This is a genomic window from Micromonospora sp. NPDC005254 (assembly GCF_042872525.1).
Taxonomy (GTDB): Bacteria; Actinomycetota; Actinomycetes; order Mycobacteriales; family Micromonosporaceae; genus Micromonospora.
The window spans coordinates 80461-103450 of sequence record NZ_JBIAKM010000003.1 but is presented as its reverse complement, the minus strand read 5'-3'; the positions used below and the strand labels follow the sequence as shown (position 1 = coordinate 103450).

21 protein-coding genes, 1 other RNA gene and 1 pseudogene are annotated in these 22990 nt (G+C 70.1%); 8 read left to right on the top strand and 15 right to left on the bottom strand.

Going from position 1 to position 22990, the window contains the following annotated elements; all coding sequences use genetic code 11:
* Window positions 1-226: 226 nt before the first annotated feature.
* Window positions 227-460: a hypothetical protein gene (locus ACFYPR_RS10180; RefSeq protein ID WP_355064285.1), complete on the bottom strand. Its 234-nt coding sequence runs from the start codon at window positions 458-460 to the stop codon at window positions 227-229.
* Window positions 461-614: 154 nt separating this feature from the next.
* Here ACFYPR_RS10180 and ACFYPR_RS10175 point away from each other — a divergent pair.
* From ACFYPR_RS10175 to ACFYPR_RS10160, 4 genes and pseudogenes are all read left to right on the top strand, one after another.
* A pseudogene (locus tag ACFYPR_RS10175) lies at window positions 615-902 on the top strand (transposase); the annotation flags it as partial.
* Window positions 899-1747, top strand: coding sequence for an IS3 family transposase (locus ACFYPR_RS10170; RefSeq protein WP_355064283.1), 849 nt, complete (start codon window positions 899-901; stop codon window positions 1745-1747). The pseudogene ACFYPR_RS10175 and the gene ACFYPR_RS10170, both read left to right, overlap by 4 nt.
* 577 nt (window positions 1748-2324) lie before the next feature.
* Window positions 2325-2813 carry a GNAT family N-acetyltransferase gene (locus ACFYPR_RS10165; protein ID WP_355064350.1) on the top strand — a complete coding sequence of 163 codons (489 nt, stop codon included), beginning with the start codon at window positions 2325-2327 and terminating at the stop codon, window positions 2811-2813.
* A gap of 70 nt (window positions 2814-2883) precedes the next feature.
* Window positions 2884-4014 (top strand): hypothetical protein, encoded by a 1131-nt coding sequence (locus ACFYPR_RS10160; RefSeq protein WP_355064281.1) that lies wholly within the window; start codon window positions 2884-2886, stop codon window positions 4012-4014.
* Window positions 4015-4561: 547 nt separating this feature from the next.
* Here the strand turns inward: ACFYPR_RS10160 and rnpB are convergent.
* Window positions 4562-4979, bottom strand: an RNA gene (gene rnpB / locus ACFYPR_RS10155) — RNase P RNA component class A.
* A gap of 127 nt (window positions 4980-5106) precedes the next feature.
* Between rnpB and ACFYPR_RS10150 the strand changes: the two genes are divergently transcribed.
* Complete coding sequence (locus ACFYPR_RS10150; RefSeq protein WP_354856618.1) at window positions 5107-5868, top strand: sulfite exporter TauE/SafE family protein; 762 nt, start codon at window positions 5107-5109, stop codon at window positions 5866-5868.
* A 121-nt stretch (window positions 5869-5989) separates the two neighbouring features.
* Here ACFYPR_RS10150 and ACFYPR_RS10145 read toward each other — a convergent pair whose 3' ends face one another.
* Window positions 5990-7222, bottom strand: coding sequence for an MFS transporter (locus ACFYPR_RS10145; RefSeq protein ID WP_354856616.1), 1233 nt, complete (start codon window positions 7220-7222; stop codon window positions 5990-5992).
* Between the two features lie 54 nt (window positions 7223-7276).
* Here ACFYPR_RS10145 and ACFYPR_RS10140 point away from each other — a divergent pair, with 54 nt between their 5' ends.
* Window positions 7277-7732, top strand: a complete 456-nt coding sequence (locus ACFYPR_RS10140; RefSeq protein ID WP_363940961.1) for a MarR family transcriptional regulator — start codon at window positions 7277-7279, stop codon at window positions 7730-7732.
* Between the two features lie 234 nt (window positions 7733-7966).
* Here the strand turns inward: ACFYPR_RS10140 and mctP are convergent, their stop codons facing one another.
* The 7 genes from mctP to ACFYPR_RS10105 form a co-directional block, all read right to left on the bottom strand.
* Window positions 7967-9616, bottom strand: a complete 1650-nt coding sequence (gene mctP / locus ACFYPR_RS10135) for a monocarboxylate uptake permease MctP (RefSeq protein WP_387259494.1) — start codon at window positions 9614-9616, stop codon at window positions 7967-7969.
* Window positions 9616-9858, bottom strand: a complete 243-nt coding sequence (locus tag ACFYPR_RS10130) for a DUF3311 domain-containing protein (RefSeq protein ID WP_354856610.1) — start codon at window positions 9856-9858, stop codon at window positions 9616-9618. Before ACFYPR_RS10130 ends, mctP begins: the two co-directional genes overlap by 1 nt.
* 176 nt (window positions 9859-10034) lie before the next feature.
* Complete coding sequence (locus ACFYPR_RS10125) at window positions 10035-11195, bottom strand: bifunctional RNase H/acid phosphatase (protein WP_387259491.1); 1161 nt, start codon at window positions 11193-11195, stop codon at window positions 10035-10037.
* A gap of 3 nt (window positions 11196-11198) precedes the next feature.
* Window positions 11199-11936 (bottom strand): C4-type zinc ribbon domain-containing protein, encoded by a 738-nt coding sequence (locus tag ACFYPR_RS10120; RefSeq protein WP_354856603.1) that lies wholly within the window; start codon window positions 11934-11936, stop codon window positions 11199-11201.
* Window positions 11926-12798 carry a Nif3-like dinuclear metal center hexameric protein gene (locus ACFYPR_RS10115; RefSeq protein WP_387259489.1) on the bottom strand — a complete coding sequence of 291 codons (873 nt, stop codon included), beginning with the start codon at window positions 12796-12798 and terminating at the stop codon, window positions 11926-11928. The genes ACFYPR_RS10120 and ACFYPR_RS10115 overlap by 11 nt, the downstream gene beginning before the upstream one ends.
* Before the next feature lie 94 nt (window positions 12799-12892).
* Window positions 12893-13465 carry a flavoprotein gene (locus ACFYPR_RS10110; protein ID WP_387259487.1) on the bottom strand — a complete coding sequence of 191 codons (573 nt, stop codon included), beginning with the start codon at window positions 13463-13465 and terminating at the stop codon, window positions 12893-12895.
* A 16-nt stretch (window positions 13466-13481) separates the two neighbouring features.
* Window positions 13482-14711, bottom strand: a complete 1230-nt coding sequence (locus ACFYPR_RS10105; protein ID WP_355064271.1) for a helix-turn-helix domain-containing protein — start codon at window positions 14709-14711, stop codon at window positions 13482-13484.
* A 249-nt stretch (window positions 14712-14960) separates the two neighbouring features.
* On the opposite strand from ACFYPR_RS10105, the gene ACFYPR_RS10100 reads away from it, so the two are divergent.
* Complete coding sequence (locus ACFYPR_RS10100) at window positions 14961-15632, top strand: bifunctional DNA primase/polymerase (RefSeq protein WP_354856687.1); 672 nt, start codon at window positions 14961-14963, stop codon at window positions 15630-15632.
* A 320-nt stretch (window positions 15633-15952) separates the two neighbouring features.
* Here the strand turns inward: ACFYPR_RS10100 and ACFYPR_RS10095 are convergent, their stop codons facing one another.
* From ACFYPR_RS10095 to ACFYPR_RS10075, 5 genes are read right to left on the bottom strand one after another with little or no spacing between them, the layout of a single operon-like run.
* Window positions 15953-16675 (bottom strand): FAD:protein FMN transferase, encoded by a 723-nt coding sequence (locus tag ACFYPR_RS10095; protein ID WP_387259982.1) that lies wholly within the window; start codon window positions 16673-16675, stop codon window positions 15953-15955.
* A gap of 49 nt (window positions 16676-16724) precedes the next feature.
* The gene (locus ACFYPR_RS10090) at window positions 16725-17351 is read right to left on the bottom strand and encodes an FMN-binding protein (protein WP_355135067.1); all 627 of its coding nucleotides are present in this window, start codon (window positions 17349-17351) and stop codon (window positions 16725-16727) included.
* Window positions 17352-17362: 11 nt separating this feature from the next.
* The gene (locus ACFYPR_RS10085) at window positions 17363-18784 is read right to left on the bottom strand and encodes a ferric reductase-like transmembrane domain-containing protein (RefSeq protein ID WP_387180250.1); all 1422 of its coding nucleotides are present in this window, start codon (window positions 18782-18784) and stop codon (window positions 17363-17365) included.
* Window positions 18781-20163 (bottom strand): DUF1501 domain-containing protein, encoded by a 1383-nt coding sequence (locus ACFYPR_RS10080; protein WP_355064268.1) that lies wholly within the window; start codon window positions 20161-20163, stop codon window positions 18781-18783. Before ACFYPR_RS10080 ends, ACFYPR_RS10085 begins: the two co-directional genes overlap by 4 nt.
* An 8-nt stretch (window positions 20164-20171) precedes the next feature.
* Window positions 20172-22301 (bottom strand): DUF1800 domain-containing protein, encoded by a 2130-nt coding sequence (locus tag ACFYPR_RS10075; protein ID WP_387259484.1) that lies wholly within the window; start codon window positions 22299-22301, stop codon window positions 20172-20174.
* Between the two features lie 427 nt (window positions 22302-22728).
* Between ACFYPR_RS10075 and ACFYPR_RS10070 the strand changes: the two genes are divergently transcribed.
* Entirely contained in the window at window positions 22729-22986 is a 258-nt protein-coding gene (locus ACFYPR_RS10070) for a DUF3040 domain-containing protein (RefSeq protein WP_234586377.1), read from the top strand.
* Window positions 22987-22990 lie beyond the last annotated feature (4 nt).

Genomic DNA, 22990 nt, shown 5'->3' with positions numbered 1-22990 from the left:
CTCTTGACGGCTCGCCAACGCCAAACGCACAACCGCGCTGTGGCAATGGAGCCAGCGGACAAGTCCACCCCACCGATCCGCCCTGGTCATCCATCCTGGGGCATCCATCCTGGGCGAGGAATTGCCGAATAGGCCTGTTGTAGATCAAGGCACCGCGCTCCGCGCGGTGCGGGCGGCAAGCCCGGCCGGCGGCAAGCCGCCGGGAAACCGCCCCCACGGTCGGATCTCAGCGCAGCGCGAGTTCGTCCGGGAAGCGCTCATGAAGCGCGGCGACCGCATCCTTCAGGCAGTAGTCGAGGCTGTGGCCGTCGACCCTGATCGACGCGCCGTCGAGCCCCTGACCCGAGATCACCACGGTCCAGGGCTTGCGCTCCCGCTCCCCGTCAATCTTGACCAGCCCGACCAGACCCATCTCCCCCAGGTGCTCCAGCACCTCCAGCACGCACTCGTCCCACCTCATCCACGAATGGGACCACCAAGACCGCTACGGAAGCCAGCCGGTCGGTCCGGTCGTGCGTCAGGGCTTCTGAGCCACCCCCGCTTTATGGAGCTTCTTGACCATGGCCTGATGGCCATGGGGAGGAAGTCGTCCGTGGCAGCACCGAAGAAGTACCCCGACGAGCTACGTCCGCGCTGTGCGCTTGTACCGCGAGTCGGACCCGAAGCCGGTGATCCGGCGCCTGGCCGAGCAGCTGGGCGTGCATCACGAGGCATTGCGGAACTGGATCCGCCAAGCCGAGGCCGACGCCGGCGAGCGTCACGACCGGCCGACCAGCAAGATGGCTGAGGAGAACCGCCAGCTGCGCAGAGAAGTCACCGAGCTGCGGCGGGCGAACGAGATCCTGAAAGCGGCGAGCGCGTATTTCGCGGCGGAGCTCGACCCGACCCGGCGACGGTCATGACGTTCATTTATGAACACCGTGACCAATTCGCGGTCGCGCTCCTGCTACGGGTCCTGAACATCGACGCCTCGACCTACTACGCGTGGGTCAGGCAGGCCGAGCAGCCCTGCGACCGCGACGTGGTCGACCTGGGCCTGTTGTCGAACATCTACGAGATCTGGGAGACCTCCGGACGCACCTACGGCGCGGACCGGGTGCACCGGCAGCTACGCCGTGACGGCATCGGTGTGGGTCGCAAGCGGGTCGAGCGGTTGATGGCGGCCCACGGCTGGCAGGGTGCGTTCCTGCGTCGAGGCTGGCGCGGCGGCTCCACCCGGCAGGATCCACGGCACACGCCGGCGCCAGATCTGGTCAACCGGCAGTTCACCGCCGCCGGGCCGAACCGGCTCTGGGTCGCCGACCCCACCCGCATCCCCTGCGGCGAGGGCGTGTTCTGGCTCGCCGCGGTCCGGGATGCGTTCTCCCGCCGGACCGTCGGCGGGAAGACCTCCGACCGCTGCGACACCGACCTGATCCTCGCCGCCCTCGAATACGGCATCTGGTCCCGCGACGTCCGCGACGGCCAACTGATCCACCACTCGGACCGTGGGTCGAACTACACGTCGTTTCGCTTCGCGGAACGCTTACAGGACAACGGGATCCTGCCGTCGATGGGCTCCGTCGGCGACTCCTACGACAACGCCCTGATGGAGAACTTCTGGTCCACGCTGAAGATCGAACTCGTCTACCGCACGAGCTGGCGGACCCGCGACGAGGCCGAGAACGCGATCTTCGCCTACATCGACGGCTGGTACAACACCCGCCGCATCCAGAAGGAACTGGGCTACCTCAGCCCGGACGAGTAGGAGACCGCCTGGCACAGCCGCCAGACGCAACCCTCCGAGCCACCTATCGCCATCCCTGCACCAGCCGGGAGCAGGTAACCACCGCTCCATCAAAGCGGGGGAACTCATTCGCACCTCGGATTCCAGCTTTGACCGATAGGCGCGTTTCCGTCGAAGGACCGGGTCGTTTACCAAGGTTGGGTACGCTTGAGGTCGCGGATGCCGCGTTGAGCCGCAAACCCTGCTCTGTTTGGACGCCAGCACTACGGGTAGGCCTCGACTGTGGGTGGTAGCTGCCGTTAACGCGGGCATGGTACGGTGCCGTCCTTCGGACGCGATCTTTAGGCAGCGCGCACATCGCCGTGCGGCATGCAGTCGTTAGCCGCGGGCAACCAGAGGCTACCGGAATGGTTAGGGGGTAGCGGTGGCACTCTTTCCAGGTCACCGCCCAAACGGCACTGTCTCGGCCGTTACGCCCAAAGTCGCCCAAACCCCTCTGGTCGATGCTATCGCTACCGCCCCCGATGCCTCGCTGGCCCAACTGCCCTGCTACGACATCCTGATCCGGCCACTTCAAGGCATCGATCTGCTGCCAGTCATGCAGTCGGTAGGACCCACAGTGAGGCAGCTCTATCCTCAGGGGGACCAGCAACTCTTCCGGAGGCTAGGCGAGGTTCTAGACGGGCAAGCTAGGTGCACCGTCGCCGTAGCCCTCGGGCGTGCCGGAGGCCAACATCTGGTCGGGGTAGCGGTTGAAACGCCAAAGGGCCCGGACCGCTTCAAGCTCAGCACGCTCTGGGTTGACCCGACAATGCGCCGAAGAGGCGTGGGCCGTCGTTTGGTGCAGAATTGTCTTTGCAGATGGGCTCGAGAAGAGACGGAAGTCGGATTTCTGACAGTGCGGAACCAGCACTCCGCGAGCGTACGCTCACTTCTGGTACCGTTCGGCTTTGACCAAGCTTCTCTTGAGTTGAACAGATACGGCTTTGGCGAGGATGAGCTTGTCCTGCAGTGGTCACTGGCGGAGCAGCTCGCGGCGGCGGACTTCGCAACACCTTCCATGCTTGACAACGCCGAACTAAAGTAAGGCACCTGCACCCCCCGTCGAGTGCCCTCACGCTCGGCTACACCCCTCGGTTCTTCGAAGGTGAAGCTTAATGGGCTTCTTCGCGGTCGTCCGCCATCCCAGGCCACCTGCATTCGAAGTCTGCAAGCTTGACATCAATCTGTGGTGCCTGCCGGGCCTATTTCGCAGGTCCTTGTTCTTGTGTGACATCGGCTTGAAGGTAAGACCATCCTCCTCAGCGTTGGACTCCTTCCGGATCGCCGTACCTTTCGGAACCGCTGAAGGGGAGTTGACAGACGTAATTCCCCGGATGCTGAATCGCACCGCAGACCTGAATCTTGTCTTCGGCAATACGGCCGTCAGTGTTGCCACAGACGGGAACGGAGAGCGGGTCTACGACGACGGTGATGGGCCGATGATCCTTATGTCACTCGACACAAGAAAATGCGTTCGCGACTCGAAGATAAGCACGGCAGAGTTCTCACTGTGGGAGATTTTCCCGGCTCGAGCGATAGAGGCAGAGGAGGAGGTTTACCTCAGATTTCGCCTTCCGGTCAGGAACCCTGGGCGGATGTGGACTTGGCACCGCCTCGGACACCGCCGTGCGGGCGCACTTCTCGATATGCGAGTAAATGAGCTCCGCGAGACGGTTGCGGTTTCATCGGACCTTGACTGGTCACATCTGGTCGTGGACGTGCAGCATGTCAACTGTCTTGCCGTAGTGCCTGCCTCACTGCAGAGCTACCAGCAGGCGCCCGAGATGCACTACACGCGAATTCTCGAGGGCCTCGTGTGGGAACCATATCTCGATCGTGCGATAAACCTGTTCAGCAAAAGCAAGGTCCTCGTCTACTTCTGGCGAAGCAAGGGCGTAGTTTCTCGAGATAACGAGTTCCGGTCCTTTGCGGCGTTTTCGAGAGCTCGCGGTGGTTCGGTCATGCGGACGGCTATGACCGCAGCTCTCTTCGTTTCCGTTCTCCTGTTTCTTACCCAGGACCCGGTTACATTTGAGCGGAGCTACCTCTTTAGGGCATTCAGTGGGACCTGGACGGCGATGCGCAGTCATCTGCTGCTCCTCGGCGGCGGCGCCGGCACTCTGCTAATTGCTAGCAAATTTGCTGCACCGGCTCTGCGATACATCCCTCTTCTGAAGAAGTTGCCCAAGTGGGCGCGCGGAGTGGAGCAGAAGATATACCGGAGCCGCAGATACAGAAATGGCTAGCCTCAGGCCGGGTACTGGCAATCTCTTTGTCGAGCCTGTCGGCAGGGATGGACCAGCCCTGGCTCATCAGGCGGACCAGGTAGCACGACAGGAGCAGGCGACCCGGCCATAGGGTGGAGGTCCGTTCATCCGGTCACACGGCCCCTTAACCTCAGTGTGAGCCGGCGGGCGTTGGGGATAGGTTGCACTCCGCTCATCAACTTCATCGGGCACACTCTTGAACAGAACTGAGGCCGACAGGGCGCCGTCTGCCGCGCCAGTCCCACCCTGGGACTGGCTTGCCGCTGGATCACAGGTCGCGGCGCCATCTCCACCGGCGGGACGTTCCCGCCCCTCCCCCACAGCTGCTGCCCGACTCGGGGACTATCAAGCGGGGGCCTGAAGATGACCCACGACGGCACAGCCAGCCCGATCTGAGACGAGGTTCGACTCAGTCGACCCTCAGGGCGTCTCCAGGGCACCGGATGCCGCCCGACGTTTGACCATGAATGACGCCTCAACATCGAACCAGCTCAAGCCTTGATCAGGTCTCTGAGCTGGGGGGCGACGGACGAGTCGACCTGTACGCCGGATTCTGTGCGCGGCGCGTACCCCAAAGGGGTTCCGCGCCGGCGGCGGCCATCCATCTCGGCCTGCCGTTGCCGGCAGGCTCTAGCGGCCTACCCGCAGACATCGGGCGGGCAGCCCTCAAGCGTCTGCGCCGGGTCGTCATCTTGCGGTGACGGCCCTTGCTTGGCCTTGCTCCGGGTGGGGTTTACCGAGCCACCCCGGTCACCCGGGGTGCTGGTGGGCTCTTACCCCACCGTTTCACCCTTACCGTCCCCGTTGGGGTCGGCGGTCTGTTTTCTGTGGCACTGTCCCGCGGGTCGCCCCGGGTTGCCGTTAACAACCACCCTGCCCTGTGGAGTCCGGACGTTCCTCGGCGGCGGGCCGGAGCCCGCCGACGCGACCGCCCGGTCGACTCGTCCGTCGCGCTCCCATCCTAACGACGGACGCTCTTCCAGTATTGCCGCCCCGCCTGGGCAAGATCGGGCAGCTCATAGGCGATCCGGCGACGCCAGCCTAAAAGGCGGCGGCTAGCCTCGTGGGGCTATGGATCTCTCCCACGCCGCGCTGCTGCTCGCCGCCGGTCTCGCCGCTGGCACGGTCAACGCGGTGGCCGGTGGCGGTTCGCTGATCACCTTCCCGGCGATGATCGCGGTCGGGTTGCCGCCGGTGCCGGCGAACGTGAGCAACTCCGTCGCCGTGTTCCCCGGGTACGTGGCCAGCGTGGCGGGCAGCCGGCAGGACCTGCCGCGCCCGCGGGCGCTGGCCACGCTGGTGCCGACCACAATCGTGGGCACGATCGTCGGGGCGCTGCTGTTGCTGGCCACCCCGGCCCGCGCGTTCGAGCTGGTCGTACCGTTTCTGGTCCTCGGCGCGACCGCGGTCCTGGCCTTCCAGGACCCGCTGCGCCGGCTGGTCGGTCACCCCCGCGACCTGTCGCCACGGCGGCGGACGGTCGCGGTGCAGACGATGGTCGCGCTCGGCGCGGTGTACGGCGGGTACTTCGGCGCGGCGCTCGGGGTGATGCTGGTCGCCGGCCTGGCTCTGGTGCTGGACGCGACGCTGGCGCGGGTGAGCGCCATCAAGAATCTGCTCTCCGCATTGGTGGGGCTCACGACGCTTGTGGTGTTCGCCCTGTTCGGCCCGGTGAACTGGGCGGCGGTCGCGGTGGTCGCGCCGGCGACGCTGATCGGGGGGTACGCGGGCGCCCGGCTCGTCCGTCGGCTGCCGCCGGTGCTGCTCAAGACGCTGATCGTGGTGTTCGGTACGACGATCGGCCTCTACCTGCTCTGGCGTGCCCTGCACTGAGCGGCGTCAACGCCAAGATCCGCGCAACTTCCGGGATGTTGCTGCCTCGGCGAACCCGGAGGCAATATCCCCGAAAGTGCGCGGATCTCGAACGGCGCAGCGGACCGGCGGGAGCCGGGGGTCAGTACGCCTCGCCGACCGGCTCCTCGGCGGTGTTCTCGGCACTCGCGGCGCTGCGGTTCCAGCGGGACCACAGCACCCGCTCGCCGTAGCCGGCGGCCATCACGTGCGCGAAGGCCAGGTAGACCAGCACGCCGACGGCGAGCACCCCGAAGCCGACCCAGAACGGCAGCGACAGCGAGCGCTCGGCGAGCTTTCCGGAGATGATCGGCGCGGGCGCGGCGGCGCCCCAGCGGACCAGGTTGAACGCGCCGGTGGCGAGCCTGCGGTCGCTGGAGCCGAGGCCGAGCGCCAGGTCGGTGAGGTTGGCGTTGGCCAGGCCCATGCAGAGGCCGGCGAGCACGAGCACCACGAGCGCCTCGGCGGTGCTGGTGGAGGTGGCGAAGAGGACCATGCAGACCAGCAGCCCGGCGATGGCCACGCCGACGGTCTGCACCGCGCCGATCCGGTGGGCCAGCCGGTGGCCGATCACCAGGATGCCGGTGGCCAGGCCGAGCCCCCAGCCGGTGAACGCGAGCCCCAGCGGGACGACGTCCAGGCCGAGGAAGAGCGGCGTGTAGCCGAGCACGACGAAGAACACGAAGTTGTACGCGGCGGTCACCACGCAGAGGGCGATGAACGCCGGTCGGCGGTAGGTGGCGAAGATCTGGCCGACGCGTACCGGGGCCTGCCGGTTGGTGGGTTCGCGCAGCTTGCGGGCGGCCACGCCGAGCGCGAGCACCATGAAGACGCCGCAGACGAAGAACGGCAGCCGCCAGCTGACCTGGCCGAGCAGGCCGCCGATCAGCGGTCCGACGGCGAAGCCGAGGCCGAGGGCTGTCTCGAACAGGCCGACCACCCACTCCCGGTCGACGGCCAGGTTGACCAGCACCACCATGGCGGTGGCGAAGAACATCGCGTTGCCCAGCCCCCAGACGCCGCGCAGCACGGACAGCTGCACGATGTTGTCGCTGAACGAGGCGAGGATGGCGGCCAGCCCGACCACCGAGACCCCGGTGATCAGCACCGGCTTGAACCCGAAGCGGCCGCTGGCGAGCGTCGCCGGGATCATGCCGAGGGCCATGACCGCGATGTACGCGGTGAACAGCAACTCGACCTGCCAGGCGGTGACCCCGATCGCGTCGCCGATGGCCGGCAGGATCGGGTCGACCACGGCGATGCCGGCGATCGCGAGGAAGGCCACCAGTGTGGTGGCGTAGATGGCACTGCGGTTTGGTTCGGATGACCGATCCACTCCGACTCCCCAATTAGCTGTATCGTACAGGTACTTACGCTGTATCATACAGCTATGAGCGACGACCACGAGAGCACCCTCGGCCGGATCGAGACCGAGGTGGCCCTGTTGATGCGCTTCGGCGAGGCCACCCGGCGGGCCACCGGCACCGCCGAGCACCGGGTGCTCGACCGCGCGGCGTACGTCATCCTGCGCCACCTGGACGCCGCCGGCCCGCAGAACGTCTCCGCCCTCGCCGCGCGACTCAACCTGGACGGCTCGACGGTGACCCGGCAGGTCTCCGCCCTGCAACGCGACGGCCTGATCGTCCGCGCCCCCGACCCGACGGACGGCCGAGGCACGGTCATCTCCCCCACCCCGGCCGGGCTACAGCGGATGGCCGCCGTGCAGGCCGCCCGCACCCGGCTCTACGGCGACATGCTGGCCGACTGGAGCACCGAGGACCGGGCCACCCTGGCGACCCTGCTGGGCCGCCTCAACCAGGCCCTGGTGAACCGCAACCGCCGCTGACCCACGCCGCTGACCCGCCACCGCCCGGGGCGCCGGACGACGCGTGACCCTTCGACCGCCCAGATCGCGCAACATCCTTGTTGTAGTGGCATCCCCAGGGCCCGACACCACTACAACAAGGATCGAGCACGATCTTGAGGCGAAGCCGCGACAGGCGACGACGCGACCGGGCCACGGGCACCCCGGGCGCCGACCTCGCGGCGGGCGCCCGGGGAACGGGGAACGGGAACGGGGTCAGGCGACCGGTTCGCGGGCCGAGTCGGCGTCGCGGTCGGCGCCGGGGGTGATGCGGGGGTCGCCCTCGTCGGCGAAGTAGTCGTCCGGCGTGGTGCCGTCGACTCCCTCGGGCGCCTTGGCGGCCCGCAGGATCAGCGTCAACAGCGCGGCGACCGCCAGGTTGACCAGCACGGCCACGATGCCGACGTAGATCGTCTTGGGCGTGTCGAACCCGAACTTCTCCAGCGGGAACGCCGACCCGCCGAAGTGCTTCCGGGTGGGGCTGGCCACCTGGTAGAGCATCCACATGCCGAGCCCCATCCCGGCGACCCAGCCGGCTATCAGGGCGGTCCGGTGGAACCAGCGGGTGTAGAGGCCCAGCGCCACGGCCGGCAGCGTCTGCAGGATGATCACGCCGCCGATGAGCTGGAGGTCGATCGAGAACTGCGGGTCGAGGAACACGATGCAGGCCACGGCCCCGACCTTGACCACCAGCGAGGCGATCTTCGAGACGTTCGCCTCCTGCGCCGGGGAGGCGTCCCGCTTCAGGTACTCCTTGTAGATGTTGCGGGTGAACAGGTTCGCCGCCGCGATCGACATGATCGCCGCCGGCACCAGCGCGCCGATGCCGATGGCGGCGTACGCGACCCCGGCGAACCAGTCCGGGAACTGCTGGTCGAACAGCAGCGGCACGATCGTGTTGTTGTCGACGCTGCCGGCCGATGCTCCCGCCAGCGGCTTCACCCCGGCCGCGATGGCCATGTAGCCGAGCAACGCGATCAGACCGAGCAGGAGGCTGTACGCCGGCAGCGCCGACATGTTGCGCTTGATCACGTCGCGGTTCCGGCTGGCCAGCACGCCGGTGATGCTGTGCGGGTAGAGGAACAGCGCCAGCGCCGAGCCGAACGCCAACGTGACGTACTGCAGCTGGTTGTTGCCGTTGAGCAGGATGCCGTCGTTCGGGTTCGGTGACGCCTGGAACTTCGCGTCCGCCGCGTCGAAGATGTCGCCCCAGCCACCGAGCTTGTACGGCAGGTAGATGACCGCCACCAGGATGACGATGTAGATCAGGCTGTCCTTGACGAACGCGATCAGCGCCGGGGCGCGCAGCCCCGACTGGTAGGTGTACGCCGCCAGGATGGCGAACGCGATGATGATCGGCAGGTGCCGGGCCAGGGTGCTCTCACCCGTGACGCCCATCGTCTTGAGGACCGCCTCGATGCCCACCAGTTGCAGCGCGATGTAGGGCATCGTGGCCACGATGCCGGTGATCGCGATCAGCAGCGCCAGCACCGGCGAGTCGAACCGCGTACGGACGAAGTCGGCCGGGGTGACGAAGCCGTGCCGGTGCGAGACCGACCAGAGCCGGATCAGCACCAGGAAGACCAGCGGGTAGACGACGATCGTGTACGGCACCGCGAAGAACCCGGCCGCCCCGGCTCCGAACATCAGCGCCGGCACCGCCACGAAGGTGTACGCGGTGTAGAGGTCACCGCCGATAAGGAACCAGGTGATCCAGCCGCCGAAGCTGCGCCCGCCTAGGCCCCACTCGTCGAGGTGCGCCATGTCCTTCGGCCGCCGCCACCGTGCGGCCACGAAGCCCATCGCGCTGACCAGCAGGAACAGCAGGGAGAAGACGATGATCTCGGTGAGATGGTCCCGCCACATCAGTGCTCACCCCGCTTCTTCGTCATCTGGTAGACCAGCGTCGTCGTGGAGACGCCGAGCAGGATCCAGGCCAGTTGCAGCCAGTAGTAGCGCGGGAACCCGAAGATCCGGGGCGCGTCGCCGTTGAAGAACGCCGGGATCAGCGGCACCACGATGGGGAGAAAGAGCAACCAGTTCCAGGGACTGTGGTCCTTCGCCCGGGTTGGCGCCGTGGTGGGCGCCTCCGGTTCCGGTGCAGGCATCTGACACACCTCCGGGGAGTCGAGGCACTCGATGTAACGGCCGGAGGCTACGACTCTGTGACCGCCGTCACGATCAGCGCGCGGACGGCTCTGCGCCGAACGGCGCACCGGCTGCGCCGAACGGCGCGACAGTTCCGCCGGCGGGCGAGGTGCGACGGGTGCCGGAGGGGCGCGGCTCAGGCGGCGGGCAGGTGCGCGGTGTCGTTGACCGTGCGGACCGCGATGCCGCCGTCGGGCCACATGTCGAACACCGAGATGCCGGCCGCGTCCAAAAAGAGCCGGTGCAGGAAGGCGTCGCTGGCGGCGAGGGCGTCGCGCAGCGCCAGCTTGATCGGCGAGACGTGCGAGACGACCACCACGGTCTCCCCGGGGTACGCCGCCGGCAGCGCGTTGACGACCCGGTGGACGCGTTCGGCCACCTGCGTGAACGACTCGCCGCCCGGCGGTGCGATCCGCGGCGAGGCGAGCCAGGCGTCCATCTCCCCCGGCCACTCCTGGCGTACCTCGGCGAAGGTGCGCCCCTCCCACTGCCCGAAGTCGCACTCGATCAGGTCGGTCTCGGTGCGGACCGGCACGTCACCGAGCGCCCCGGCGATCGCCGCGGCGGTGGCCGTACACCGGGACAGGGGTGAGCTGAGCACGGCCGCGACGGACGGGGCCAGCGCGGCCACCCGGGCGCCGGTGGCGCGGGCCTGGGCCCGGCCGCGCTCGGAGAGCGGCACGTCGCCGCGGCCGGAGTAGCGGCCCTGCTCGGTGTACGCGGTCTCGCCGTGCCGCACGAGGATCAGGCGGGTGGCCGTGAAGCTCGGGCGGGGCTCCCAGGAGGCCGGCGCGGTGGCCGGATCGCTGCCCGTCGACGCGCCTCCGGCCGGGGCGCTGGCCGAGGCCGGTGCGCCGAGGGAGGCCGGCGGCGGGGTGGGCCGGCCGGCGGCGGCGTCCATGGCGGCGTTGGCCAGCGCGTCGGCGTGCCGGTTCTGCTCGCGGGGGATCCAGGTGAAGCGGACCGCGCCGAAGCGGCCCACAAGCGTGGCCGCCTGGGCGGCGAGCGGGCGCAGGCCCGGGTGCTTGATCTGCCACCGGCCGCACATCTGCTCGACCACCAGCTTGGAGTCCATCCGGACGTCCACCTCGGCGGCGTTCAGCTCGGCGGCGGCCCGCAGACCGGCGATCAGGCCCTGGTACTCGGCGACGTTGTTGGTCGCCGTACCCAACGACTCGGAACGCTCGGCGAGCACCTCGCCGGTCTCCGGGTCCCGCACCACCGCGCCGTAGCCGGCCGGCCCCGGGTTGCCCCGGGACCCGCCGTCGGCCTCGACGACGACCACGCGCGGCGCCACGACCTACAGGCCCGACTCATTGGTACGGACCATGATCCGCCGGCAGTCCTCGCAGCGGACCACGTCGTCCGGGGCCGCCTTGCGGATGCGGGCCAGGTCGGCGCCGGAGAGGTCCAGCCGGCAGCCGCCGCAGCGGCCCGCGGTGAGCAGCGCCGCGCCCAACCCGGTGTCCGCGCGGATCTTGTCGTAGAGGGTGACCAGCTCGGCCGGGAGGTCGGCCGCGAGCGGCTGCCGGGCCCCCCGCTTGAACTCCTCGTCCTTGGCGATCTCGGCCAGCGCGTCGTCACGGCGCTGCTCGGTGGCGGCCCGCTTCTCCCGGGTGTCGGCCAGCCGCTGCTCCACGCCGTCCAGCACGCCCTGCGCGGTCTCCCGCTGCTCCATCAGCTCCAGCTCGGCGTCCTCCAGGTCGCCCTGGCGCCGGTTGAGCGAGGCCAGCTCGTGCTGGAGCGCCTCCAGCTCCCGGGCCGGGCCGGTGCCGGCGGCGAGCCGGTTCTGGTCCTTCTCCTTGCGGGCCCGCACCTGCTCGACGTCCTTCTCCAGGCGGGCGATGTCCCGGTCCAGGTCGTCGACCGCGACCTGGGCGCGAACCCGCTCGTCCTCCAGCGACGACAGCTCCCGGGCCAGCGCCTCCAGTTCGGCCCGCTCCGGCAGCGAGCGGCGGCGGTGCGCGAGCTGGGCGAGGTTGGTGTCGATCGCCTGAAGGTCGAGCAGGCGGCGCTGGACCTGGGGGTCAGCCTTCACGGTCGGGCTCCTTGTCGTCCACAACGGGTGCGGCGGCGTGCATGGTCCACGGATCGGTGTCCAGGTCGGACACCAGCGTCTCGACGCCCGGCGCCTCTCGCAGGAGGGCGGCCAGGTCGTCCAGCCACGGTCGTTCGGTCGCCCAGTGGGCGGCGTCGATCAGGGCGGGACCATCGGCGGCGAGGTGCTCGCTGGCCGGATGGTGCCGCAGGTCGGAGGTGAGAAACGCGTCCACCCCGGCGGCGGTCGCGGCGCCGAGGAAGCTGTCCCCCGACCCACCGCTGACGGCGAGGGTACGAACCCTACGCCCGGGATGCCCCGCGGCGCGAACTCCCCAGGACGTGACGGGGAGCACGGCTGCGGCGTGCCGGGTCAGCTCGGCGAGGGTCATCGGGCGGGGCAACTCCCCGATCCGGCCGATGCCCCGGTCGTCGCCGTGAGCGGCCGAGCCGGCCGCCGGCCGCTGCAACGGGCGCAGGCCGGTCAGGCCGAACCGGGCGGCGAGGGCGTCGGAGACGCCGGGGGACGCGACGTCGGCGTTGGTGTGCGCCACGTACAGCGCCACGCCGGCCCGGATCAGCTGGTGGACGATCCGCCCCTTGACTGTCGTCGCGGCGACCGAGGAGACCCCCCGCAGCAGCAGCGGGTGATGCGCGACGATCATGTCCGCGCCGACGGCCAGCGCCTCGGCGACCGTCTCGGGCACCACGTCGACCACGCAGAGCACCCGACGGACCGGGGCGGTCGGCTCGCCGAGCACCAGGCCGACGCGGTCCCACTCCTCGGCCCAGCTCGGCGGATAGCGCCGTTCCAACTCGGCGACGACGTCCGTCACCGTGGCTGTGGATGCGCTGATGCTCACGGCGGGCCAGCTTACCGGCGCGGGGACCTTCGGGCGGCGACGCCCGGCCCGGCCGCGCCGGTCTGTCGACCCGTGGGAGGCGACCGGCGGGCGCTCAGGCGGCCCGGTACGCGACGGTCCGCAGCGCGGCCAGCGGCATCTGCCAGGGGAACGCGTGCAGGTGCTGCTCACCCGTCCCCGGCGGGTGCAGGGCGACCACATGATCACCGAAGAGCACCGTGACGCCCCAGTCGGCCAGCCGGGCCACACCGGCCCGGAACGCCGGGTGGGCGGCCATCGCGACATTGGTGTACGGCACCGCGACGATCGGAACGCCCTTGCCCTGCGCCTCGACGAGCAGCCCGAGAGCGAGGGTGTCGGCGATGCCGGCCGCCCACTTGTTGACCGTGTTCACGGTCGCCGGGCAGACGATCATGGCGTCGGCGGGCGGCAGCACGTCCGGGTCACCGGGATTCTTGTAGTGCGTCCGCACCGGGTGGCCGGTCTGCCGAACCAGGGCCGGGCGGTCGACGAACTTGGCGCCGTCCGGCGTGGTGATCACGCAGACGTCCCAGTCATCCGACTGGGCCAGCTCGACCAGACGGCCGACGTGGCGGGCCAGCGGCGAACCGCAGGCGATGACGTAGAGCACCGCACGGTGCTCGCTGGTGTGTGGTCCGCCGGTCATCAAGCCGGCTCCGCGCTCATACCCCTACTCCCATGTGCTCAGCCAACTCCGCTACCGGAGAAGGCGGCGCACCACGTGTGCGACGAAGGACGTCCGACATCACCTCGTGGGCGATCGGCCGGCAGCGGATCTCCGACGGCGCGAGCCGATCGCCGAGCAGCAGCATCTCGCCGGCGTTCGCCACGTCGCCGATCTGGGCGTACCCCCGGGCGATGTCGAGCAGGTGGTGGGCGCGGCGCTCGGGCAGCAACGCGTTGAACGCGGGCTCCACGATGCGCACCTGGTGCACCTCCACCGCGCGGCCCCCGTCACCCAACTCGACGGCGGCGGCGGCCCGGTGCAACTCGACGTTCGTCGGGCCGAACGAGGTCCAGTAGTGGTTGTGGTCGCCGCCGAGCAGGGTGGCGGCCTCCTGCGCGCAGTTGATCAGGTCGTCGACGCTGGCCGAGTCGCCGATCCGGGACGCGGCCATGGCCCCCTGCAACAGCAGCATCCCGTAGACCGACAACCGGGCCGGGGAGACCTCGTTGCTGCCGCCGGGAGCCAGCCGGTTGGCGATCTGGACGTTCAGCTCCAGCGCCGGCCGGGCCCGACCCATGGCGACCAGGGCGTTGCAGACCCGGGTGGTGGCGATGCCGGCCAGCAGCGGGTCGTCGGCCCGCTGGGCCACCGCCATCGACCGGTCGGCGGCCAGCCAGGCCAGCTCGCACTCGCCGAGCTTGCGCAGCACCGACGAGGCGATCTGGTAGACCTGCCCGAGCAGGTGGGCCGCCTCCGGCGCCTGCGCTCCCCCGTAGGCGGCGTCGGCCGCCTGAGCGTCGCGCAGCAGCTTGGGCAGCGCCCGGGTGAGCATCCCGTAGCGGCCGTACTGGTAGGTGAGCCAGGCGTGGTTGACGGCCTTGCGCATGTCGTCCAGCGGAGGCGGGTACGGCACGGCGTCGAAGTAGGCGCTCATCGAGTCGTACCGCTCCAGGGCGGCCCGGATCTCCTGCACCTCGACCTGGTCGATGCAGTTCAGCGCGTCGGTACGCCGCTCCGGGTCACGACCCAGCAGCAGTTGCACGTCCATCTGCAGGATGTCGGCGATCTCGTAGAGAACGGAGAACTTGTCCAGCCGGCGGACGCCCCGCTCGACCTTGTCCACCCAGCTCTTGGACTTGCCCAGACGGTCCGCGAAGACCTGCTGCGACATCTTGCGTCGCCCCCGCCAGTAGGCCACTCGCCGTCCAATGGGTAGCTCGTCCATCTCCCCATCCCTCCCCTGCCGCCGCCACCCATCGGTTGGCGGCGATGTCCGCGGGTGCGGCGATCCGTCGTTCGTCTTGCAGTTTTCGCTGGTCGCACAGCCTGTACGTCAGCCGGACAGCCAGTCCTCGTACTTTTCGTGCAAGTTGCACGAGCCGTTCGTCAACCTCAACGATCGTGGGTTACGGCAGTGACGGTGCTCGACATGCGACCTGGCGTTCGCCGGGCCCGACGAGGGGAGATGGCACACATGTGGGGGAACGTCGTACCGCGCGTCGCCGAACTGTCGCCGCTGGAACGCGTCCGGCTGCGCCGGGTCGCCATCCGGTACGCCGTACACGGCTGGGAGGTGACCCCCGGCGCCTGCCTCGCCCGCAGCCGGTTCGTGTGCGGTCGGGCCGGCTGCCCCACGGTGGGCTGCCACCCCGCCCTGGAGAACTGGGAGCTGGCCGCCACCACCGATCCGGCCCGGGTGGCCACCTGGTGGCGCACCCGCCCGCACGGCGTGCTGCTGCCCACCGGCCGGACCTTCGACGTGCTGGAGGTGCCGGCCCACCTCGGCCGGCACGTGCTCGACGCCGTGCAGGTCCACCCGGCCGGCACCGGCGTACGCGGGCCCGTGCTGGTCACCCCCACCGGCCGGTGGATGTTCCTGGTCCGCCCCGGCGACCCGCTCCGACCGGAGTTGGAGCACTGCTTCCACGTCGTCCGGCACGGGCCGGGCTCGTGGATCCCGGCGCCACCCACCCGGCTGCCCGAGGGGACCGTCCGCTGGGCGGTCGCCCCGGAGCAGGCCCGCTGGCGGCTTCCGGACTCCTACCTGGTGCAGAACACCCTGATCGAGGCGCTGCGGGCCAGCGGCGTGACGCTCGCCCCCGACCTGCTCCCGGGTCACCTGCCCCTGCCCCGCCGGGGCAGGTGACCCGGGCCCCGGCCGACGATTCGATCCGGTGACCGACAGCGTCGCCGGACGGCCGGTGCTCGTTGAGCAGGTGACAGCGCGAACGCGCGCCACGAACGGGGGAACGATGTCCACGGACGACAGGTCGCCGTATCCCGGCGGCACCGAACCGCCCCGTCGCAGCTATCCGCGGCACCGCTGGGCGGGCACCCGCCCGGCCGGCTCGCGCCCCGGGCGGCCCCGCCCCACCGGCACCCGCCCCGCCGGCACCCATCGCCCGCTGCGCTAGACCGTCTCTCCGGATCGTCGCCGGCTCGCGCCCGGATCCAGAAGACACGCGTCTAGACCGTCAGCGGAAGCGCGGTGGAGTGGAACTGGCGGGCGTCGTCGGTGACGACCGCGTGCGTGTGGTCGCCGAGACGGTCCAGCCAGCCGATCCCCGCCGCCCCCATGGCCAGGGCGGCGGTGGCGTAGGCGTCGGCGACGCCGAGGTCGCTGCCGACCACGGTCACCGAGCGCAGCCCGCTGGCCGGCGCGCCCCGCCGGGGGTCCAGCACGTGCCGACCCCGCTCGTAGACCCCCGAGGTGGCCACGGCCAGGTCGGTGCCGGCGAGCACCAGACACGTCGCCATCGCGTCCCAGGGGTGCCGGATGCCGACCCGCCACGGCTCCCCCGCCGGCGAGAAGCCGCGGACGCGCACGTCACCGCCGGCGTTGACGCAGTGGTTCGCCGCGCCCGCGGCGAGCAGCCGGTCGGAGGCGACCTGCGCCGCCCAGCCCTTCACGAACCCGGACGGGTCGAGCCGGCCGGTGGCGTACGCGTCGAAGAACCCGTCGGTGGCGCCCCACAGGTCGGCGCACGCCTCCAGGACGAAGCGCAGGTCCGCCGACGCCTCGGAGAGCAGCACCTCGCCCCGGTCGAAGCGGCACACCTCGCTGTCGGCCTTGTACGTGCTGAAGCGGCCGTCGACCTCACGCATCCAGGCGAAGACGTCATCGGCCAGTTCGTGCAGGCGGCCCGGTGGCAGGTCGTCGGCGAGGTCCAGGGTGATCGTCGTACCCATGATCTGCTCGACCCGGCAGAGCCCGGGTCGGATCATCGCGGCCGGCACGTCAGAATGCCTGCTCGATCGCGGCCCGCAGTGAGCTCTTGTAGGCGTTGCTGGTGGCGGTGGCGCCGGAGACGGTGTTCAGGTTGGCGCTCTGTTTCCGCACCACCTCACTGGGGGTGTTGGGAGCGCCGGTGCCGTTGTACGTGTCCCGCACGTCGCCGCTGTGGATGTCGGACTCGCCGCCGCTCGGCAACGCCAGGGTGGTGGCTTCGATGATCTTGCTGCCGGAGACCACGATCTGCACCTGCACGTACCCGTAGCCATTGGCCGTGTCCACCGGAGGGCCGGTGACCCGGCGGGTGGTCGACTGGGGCGCCTTGGTGGTGGTCTTCGGCGCCGAGGGCGCCTTCGCGGTGGTCTTCGTGCCCGACGGGCGGGCGGTGGTCTTGCTGGGCTTGGGCGACGTGGAGGCGCCGGCGGTCACCGACGGCTTCGGGCCCGCGCCAGCCGGGTCGGTCCCGGGCGCCTCGGGGTCGGCGCTCGGGTCGACGCCCGGCCCGGCGGGGTTGACCGGCTGCGCGGTCGGCAGGTTCTGGGCGACCTGGGTGGCGCCCGGCGAGCCCTTGAGCACCACCAGGGCGGTGGTGCTGGCGGCCAGACCGGTGATCGCGAACAACGCGCGACGCATGCGATGCCTTCCTACAGCTCGAAGGTGGCCAGGTGGATCTGCCGGCGGGGCACGCCGGCACGGCGCAGCGCGCGCACCGACTGCTCGACCAGCCCGGAGGGCCCGCAGAGGTAGACGTCGCGCCGGGCCACGTCGGGCACCAGTTGGCGCAGCCCGTCCGGGCTCATGAGCTGGCGGGGGCCGGGGTCGTCGCGGGAGCCGATGACGTACCAGATGGAGGTGTCGCGTTCCTGGGCCAGCCAGTCCAGTTCCCGGCTGAGCAGCACGTCGGCCGGCGTACGGGCCCGGTAGATCAGGGCCGCGCCGGGCGGCAGCTCCTCCAGCATGGCTCGGATGGGCGTGATGCCGCTGCCACCGGCGATCAGCAGCGCCCGCTCGCGCACCCGGTGCGCGGCGGTGAAGGTGCCCGACGGTCCGTGGGCCCAGACCCGGGTTCCCGGGTCCAGGTCGCGCAGGTCGGCGGTGTGCCGGCCGACGACCTTGACGGTGAGTCGCAGCCAGCGGCCGTTGGCGGCGGCCGAGACGGAGAACGGGTGCGACTGCCACCAGCAGCCGGGGGTGAGGAAGCGCCAGCGGAAGTACTGCCCGCCGAGCATCTCCAGGCGGCCCAGCCGCTCCCCGGTGAGGTAGATGGAGATGGTGTCCGGGCTCTCCGCGACCACGTCGGCGACCCGCAGCCGGTAACGCAGGTTGAACGCCAGTGGCGCGATCACCCGACCCCAGAGCAGGGCGGCGACCACCAGCAGGTACAGGGCGATCCAACCGGTCCGCACCGGGCCCGGCTTGTAGAGCTGCGCGCCGTGGGTGAACTGGTGCCCGTAGCCGAGCAGCAGCACCAGATAGCTCGACCGGTGCAGCAGGTGCCACGCCTCGTAGGGCAGCGCCCGGCGGATCGCCCGGACGCTGCTGAAGCCGACCACCAGCATGATGCCGGTGGCGACGAAGGCCGAGAGCATGTCCTCGTAGCCGCCGAGCAGCGTGCCCACCTCGGCGAGGACCGAGTGGTTTCGCAGGTCGGCGTACCCGACGAGGATCAGCGACAGGTGCGACAGCACGGCGACCAGCAGCGTCGCGCCGATGTCGCGGTGCCAGCGGCCGAGCTGCTCGCCGCCGATCCACCGCTCCAGCACCGGCAGCCGGCTCATCATGAGCACCTGCACCAGGAGCAGGTAGCCGGCGATCAGGCCGGTGATCCGGCCGGCCGCAGTGACGGTGGCCGCGGTGGTCCGCAGCGAACCGGCGGGGGTGCCCAGCCACCAGGGCAGCACGCTGGCGAGCAGCCCGACCAGGAGCAGCGCGGCCAGCAGCCGCCGGCCGCCGGGTCCGCGCCGGGCCGGGATCTGCGGGGGTACGGGTTCCGCCGACCGGCCGCCGTGCCAGGACGAGGTCGTCCCGGTGCGGCGGCCGGCGGCGTGGGTGTGCGAATGCGTCACGCGTACAGCTTCATCGGTGCGTACTTCATGCGGGGGAACACCTTCTGCACCTCGGCGTTGGTGAGCCCGAAGCGGCCCTGCGCCAGGGAGCCGTACACGTTGAACATGTTGTTGTATTCCGGCACGTCACCGGAGTCCAGCTTGTCCAGGCCGTTCCAGGTGCCGAGCAGCGATCCGGCCAGCTTCTTGCCGGACAGGACGGTGACCACGCCGCCGTGGCCGTGGTCGGTGCCGCCGGTGTTCGAGCTGACCCGGCGGCCGAACTCGCTGGACACCATGATCGTGACGTCGGCGGCCTGCGGGCCGAGGTCGGTGAAGAACGCCGCCATCGCGCTGGCCAGCTCGTTCAGCCGGCGGTGCAGCTGGCCGCCCTCGCGGGTGCCCTGGTTCTCGTGGGTGTCGTAGCCGCCCATGCCGACGGTCGCGACCCGGACGTTGGCACCACCCTTGATCAGCTGCGCGAGCTGCTGGAACGCGTTGCCGACGCCCTCGTACTTGACGCCCGCGGCGGGCTGGTACGGCTTGGCGGCGAGCTTCTGCGCCGTGGCCAGCGCGCCCATGCCCTCCTGCACGGCCTCCTCGACCGGGTGGTTGATCCCGGTGAAGAGCCCCTTGATGGCCTTCTCGGTGGCGGCCCGGAACTTGTCGTCGCCGTTGAGCCGCAGCGAGCCGACGCTGTTGAGCGAGAGCGCGCCGTTGTTGCCGACCAGCGAGCGGGGCAGCGTGCTGCCGATGCCGACGCTACGGAACGCGGTGCCCTTGCCCAGGTGGTCGACCAGGCCGTCGAGCCAGCCCCGGCCGCCGGTCTCGTTGGGCAGGCCGCCCAGGTTGCAGGCGTCCGCGGCCTGGAAGTGGCTGCGGGACAGCCGCTCGTCGGAGACCGCCGGGATGAAGCCCAGCTGACCGGCCTTGAGGTACTGCTCCAGCGGCTTGAACGCGCTGGTCAGCTTGAAGCCGCGGCTCAGGGCCAGCGAGTCGTTGCCGAGCAGCAGGTCGGGCCGGGCCTTGGCGAGCACCGGGTCGTTGTCCGGTGCGACCAGGCTCAGCCCGTCCAGGCCGCCGTAGAGGAAGACGTGGATCAGCGTGCCGGTCTTGGTCGCCGCGAACGACGCCGAGGTGGTGACGAACTGCGCGGTGGCCAGGGCGGTGGCGGTGGCCGCCGCACCGGCGACGAACGTCCGCCGGGTGACGCCGCGCCCGTCCTGCTGGGCCTCCTCCAGGTCCTCCAGCGTGCGGTAGCGGTCGGCCTCGGCCGCGTTCTCGGCGGCGACCAGGTCGGCCTCCGCGCGCAGCAGCGCCTCGGCCGGGTTGTCGGCCAGTCGCCGCAGGTCGGGGCATTCGGGGTGCAGGGGGAAAGAGTTGTACACAGTCTTCTCCATCGGGTGCCTCACCGGAGGTGGTGCTGGGGGGACGCGAGGATCGCCCGCGCGACGGCGGTGATGGCCCCGTTGAACGTGGCATCGACCTTGGCGGTCGCCGGCACGCCGGCCACGCCGAGGATCAGGTTCTTCTCCCGGGTGCTCAGCTTCTGGTTGACCAGTCGCATCGAGAGCGCGTCCACGTACGCCCCGGCGGTGGCCGGCGGCTTGGCGACCAGCTTCTCCGGCGCCGTGTACGTGAAGGCGGTGCGGTAGCCCGCCACGATCTCGCCGGCCTCGTTCCAGCCGTTGACCATCGTGCCGGCCGAGGTCCACGCGACGTAGACGTCGGGGTAGCCGTCCGGGGTGGGCTGACCCATCGGGTACTGGCCCAGCTCACGCAGCTTGTCCTGGATCTGCCGCAGGCCCCGGGCGAACGGGGTGCGCTTGTTGTCGCCGTTGTCGTTCTTCGCCGACGCCTCCGGCGCGACGCCCAGGGTGCGGTACGTGGCGACCAGGTACTCCATCGGCCGGCGCACCTTCTGACCCACCGCCGCCCAGAACTCCGACGAGCTGAACAGCGTCATCAGCACCGGCTTGATCATGCCGTTGTTGCTGGTGTACGACTTGGCCAGCCGGTCCACGAGGGACTTCGGCGGGGTGTCCGAGACGAACCGGGTCGCGAGGCTCTGCGCCACGTACTTCGCGGTCGAGGGGTGCAGCGCGATGTAGGTGATGTACTTGTCGATCGCCGCGTCCACGGCGGCGATCTGCTGCTTCGTCGGCTCCTTGTTGTCCTCGATGCCGAACGTGTTCGCGTGGGTGAAGCCGAGAATCTTCACCTTGCCCTGGTAGTGATTCCGGGCGTTCAGGACGTACTCGCCCTTGTCGTTGACGCCACGGCCGGTCTGCAGCATGGCGGCCTGCCGGACGTCGCCCTCCTTGTAGCCGCCGTCGACGCCGACCGAGTACAGCTCCAGGTTCTCCCGGGCGAGGTTCTCGTTGATGGCGTCCTTGCGGGAGTCCTTCTGGTTCAGGTAGATCAGCAGCGCGGGGTGCTTGTTCGCCGCGACCAGCATCTCGGGGTAGCTGCCCAGCGCGTGCTTGCGTACCACGTCCTTGTCGAACGACGTGCGGTACACCTCGCCGCCGTCGAAGTCGGCGGCGACGTGCAGGAAGTCGTTCCAGAAGTCGACCATGACCTCGAACAGCTGGCGCTTCGACCAGATCTGGCGGGCCAGGGTGGCGTCGACCACCTCACGCTCCGGCTGGGCGCCCTGCTCGTTGAGCTTGTCGCGCTGGGTCCGCAGCTGCTCCACCGAGAGCGTCTGGGTGGGCAGCTCGGCGAGCTTCAGCTCGGCCTTGCTCGGCTCGATCTTGTCCGGGTCGAGCTGCCCGCGGATCCACGCGTCGATGCCCTGGCGCTTGATGTCGGCGACCACGGCGGGCGTCGCGCCGAAGGTGGCCCGCCGGGCCAGGTGCAGGATCGGGTCCTTGGCGAGCACCGTCTTGACGGTCACCGTGGTCTCCGCGGCGGCCGCCGCCGGGCCGGAGAAGGTCCGGCCACCGGTCGGCGCGTTCTTCTTCAGCGCCTCGCCGGCCCGGGAGCCCATGTAGCTCTCGTTCTGCTCGGTGTAGGTACGCACCGTGCTGGGCTGCTGGCCGCTGGGACGCGCCGCGGTCCCGTCGGTCACCGTGTTGCCCGTCGCGTCGCCCGCGGCCGCCTCGTCACCGAAGAGGCTGCGGAACTGCGGCGTCATGGCGAGCGCCGCGCCACCGGCCACGACGGCGGCGGTGCCACCGAGCGCGACAATGGCCTTGCGCCGGCCGACCTTGCGGCCCGGCTCGTCGTCATCGTCCAGGGTGGGCAGTGCAGCACCGGCCGGACGCGCCGGGGCCGGACGACCCAGACCTTCCGGGCCGACCCACTGCGGCCCACGCGGGGCGGGGGCGGGTTGTCCGGCGTGCGCGTACCCGTCGCCGTACTGCTCGCGCGGGTCCCCCTGCGCCGGGTAGCCGCCCTGGTAGGGGTGGGGCGAGTCGTATCCGTACGACGCGGACGCGGTGGGGTCGCCGTAACTGTCCGAGGTGTGGTGCTGGCGTCCGTCCCAGCCGCGGTCGTCCCGCGGTCGACGTGGTGGCACATTCTGGTCGGCCATGTACCAATCCCGATTTCTGATGAGCGCCGGAAGCTGCGACCGAGCAGGTGCGGCAGGTGCGGCGACTGTTGCCTGAGGGGGTTGCTACGGCAAGGTAACCAAGCGCTCAGGTGCCTTCAAGGTGAGCCGAACGCGCCGGTGAGGGCACTTAAGACAGCCCTCACCACCGCGTTCGTGGCAGGCCGGGGACGCGGGCCGGGCTCCGACCTTCCCAGCAGGGCGGACGTGCGGCAGCCGGGTACGGATCGGACCTGGCCGCCGTACGCGACACGTTCCGCGTCGTTCACCACCACAGGCAAACTTAAGGCTCGGCTAAGCCGGACGTGAAGTGTCCTCACGCTGGGAAAAGGAGGAGCGGGCGAGCGTGAGCCGCCGCCGCAGCGGGTATGCCGCCGAACCGCTGAACGCGTGAGGGGAAGGCAGCGCCATGCTCAGCAAAGAGGATCAGCGCAGGTTCGACCAGATCACCCGTCAGCTCCGGGAGAGTGACCCGGCCTTCTTCGCCCGGCTGGACCACCGGGTCCGAGCCCGCAGGGGCCGCTACCTGATGTTGTTGACCATCGTGCTGTGGGCGTCGCTCCCGGCGATGGCCGTGTTCGCCGGCCGGCTGGCCGGCGCGATCTGCGCGGTGGTGCTGGTGGCCAACGCGGCGATCATGTGGCGGTTCCGCCGCCGCTGGACGTGAGGGC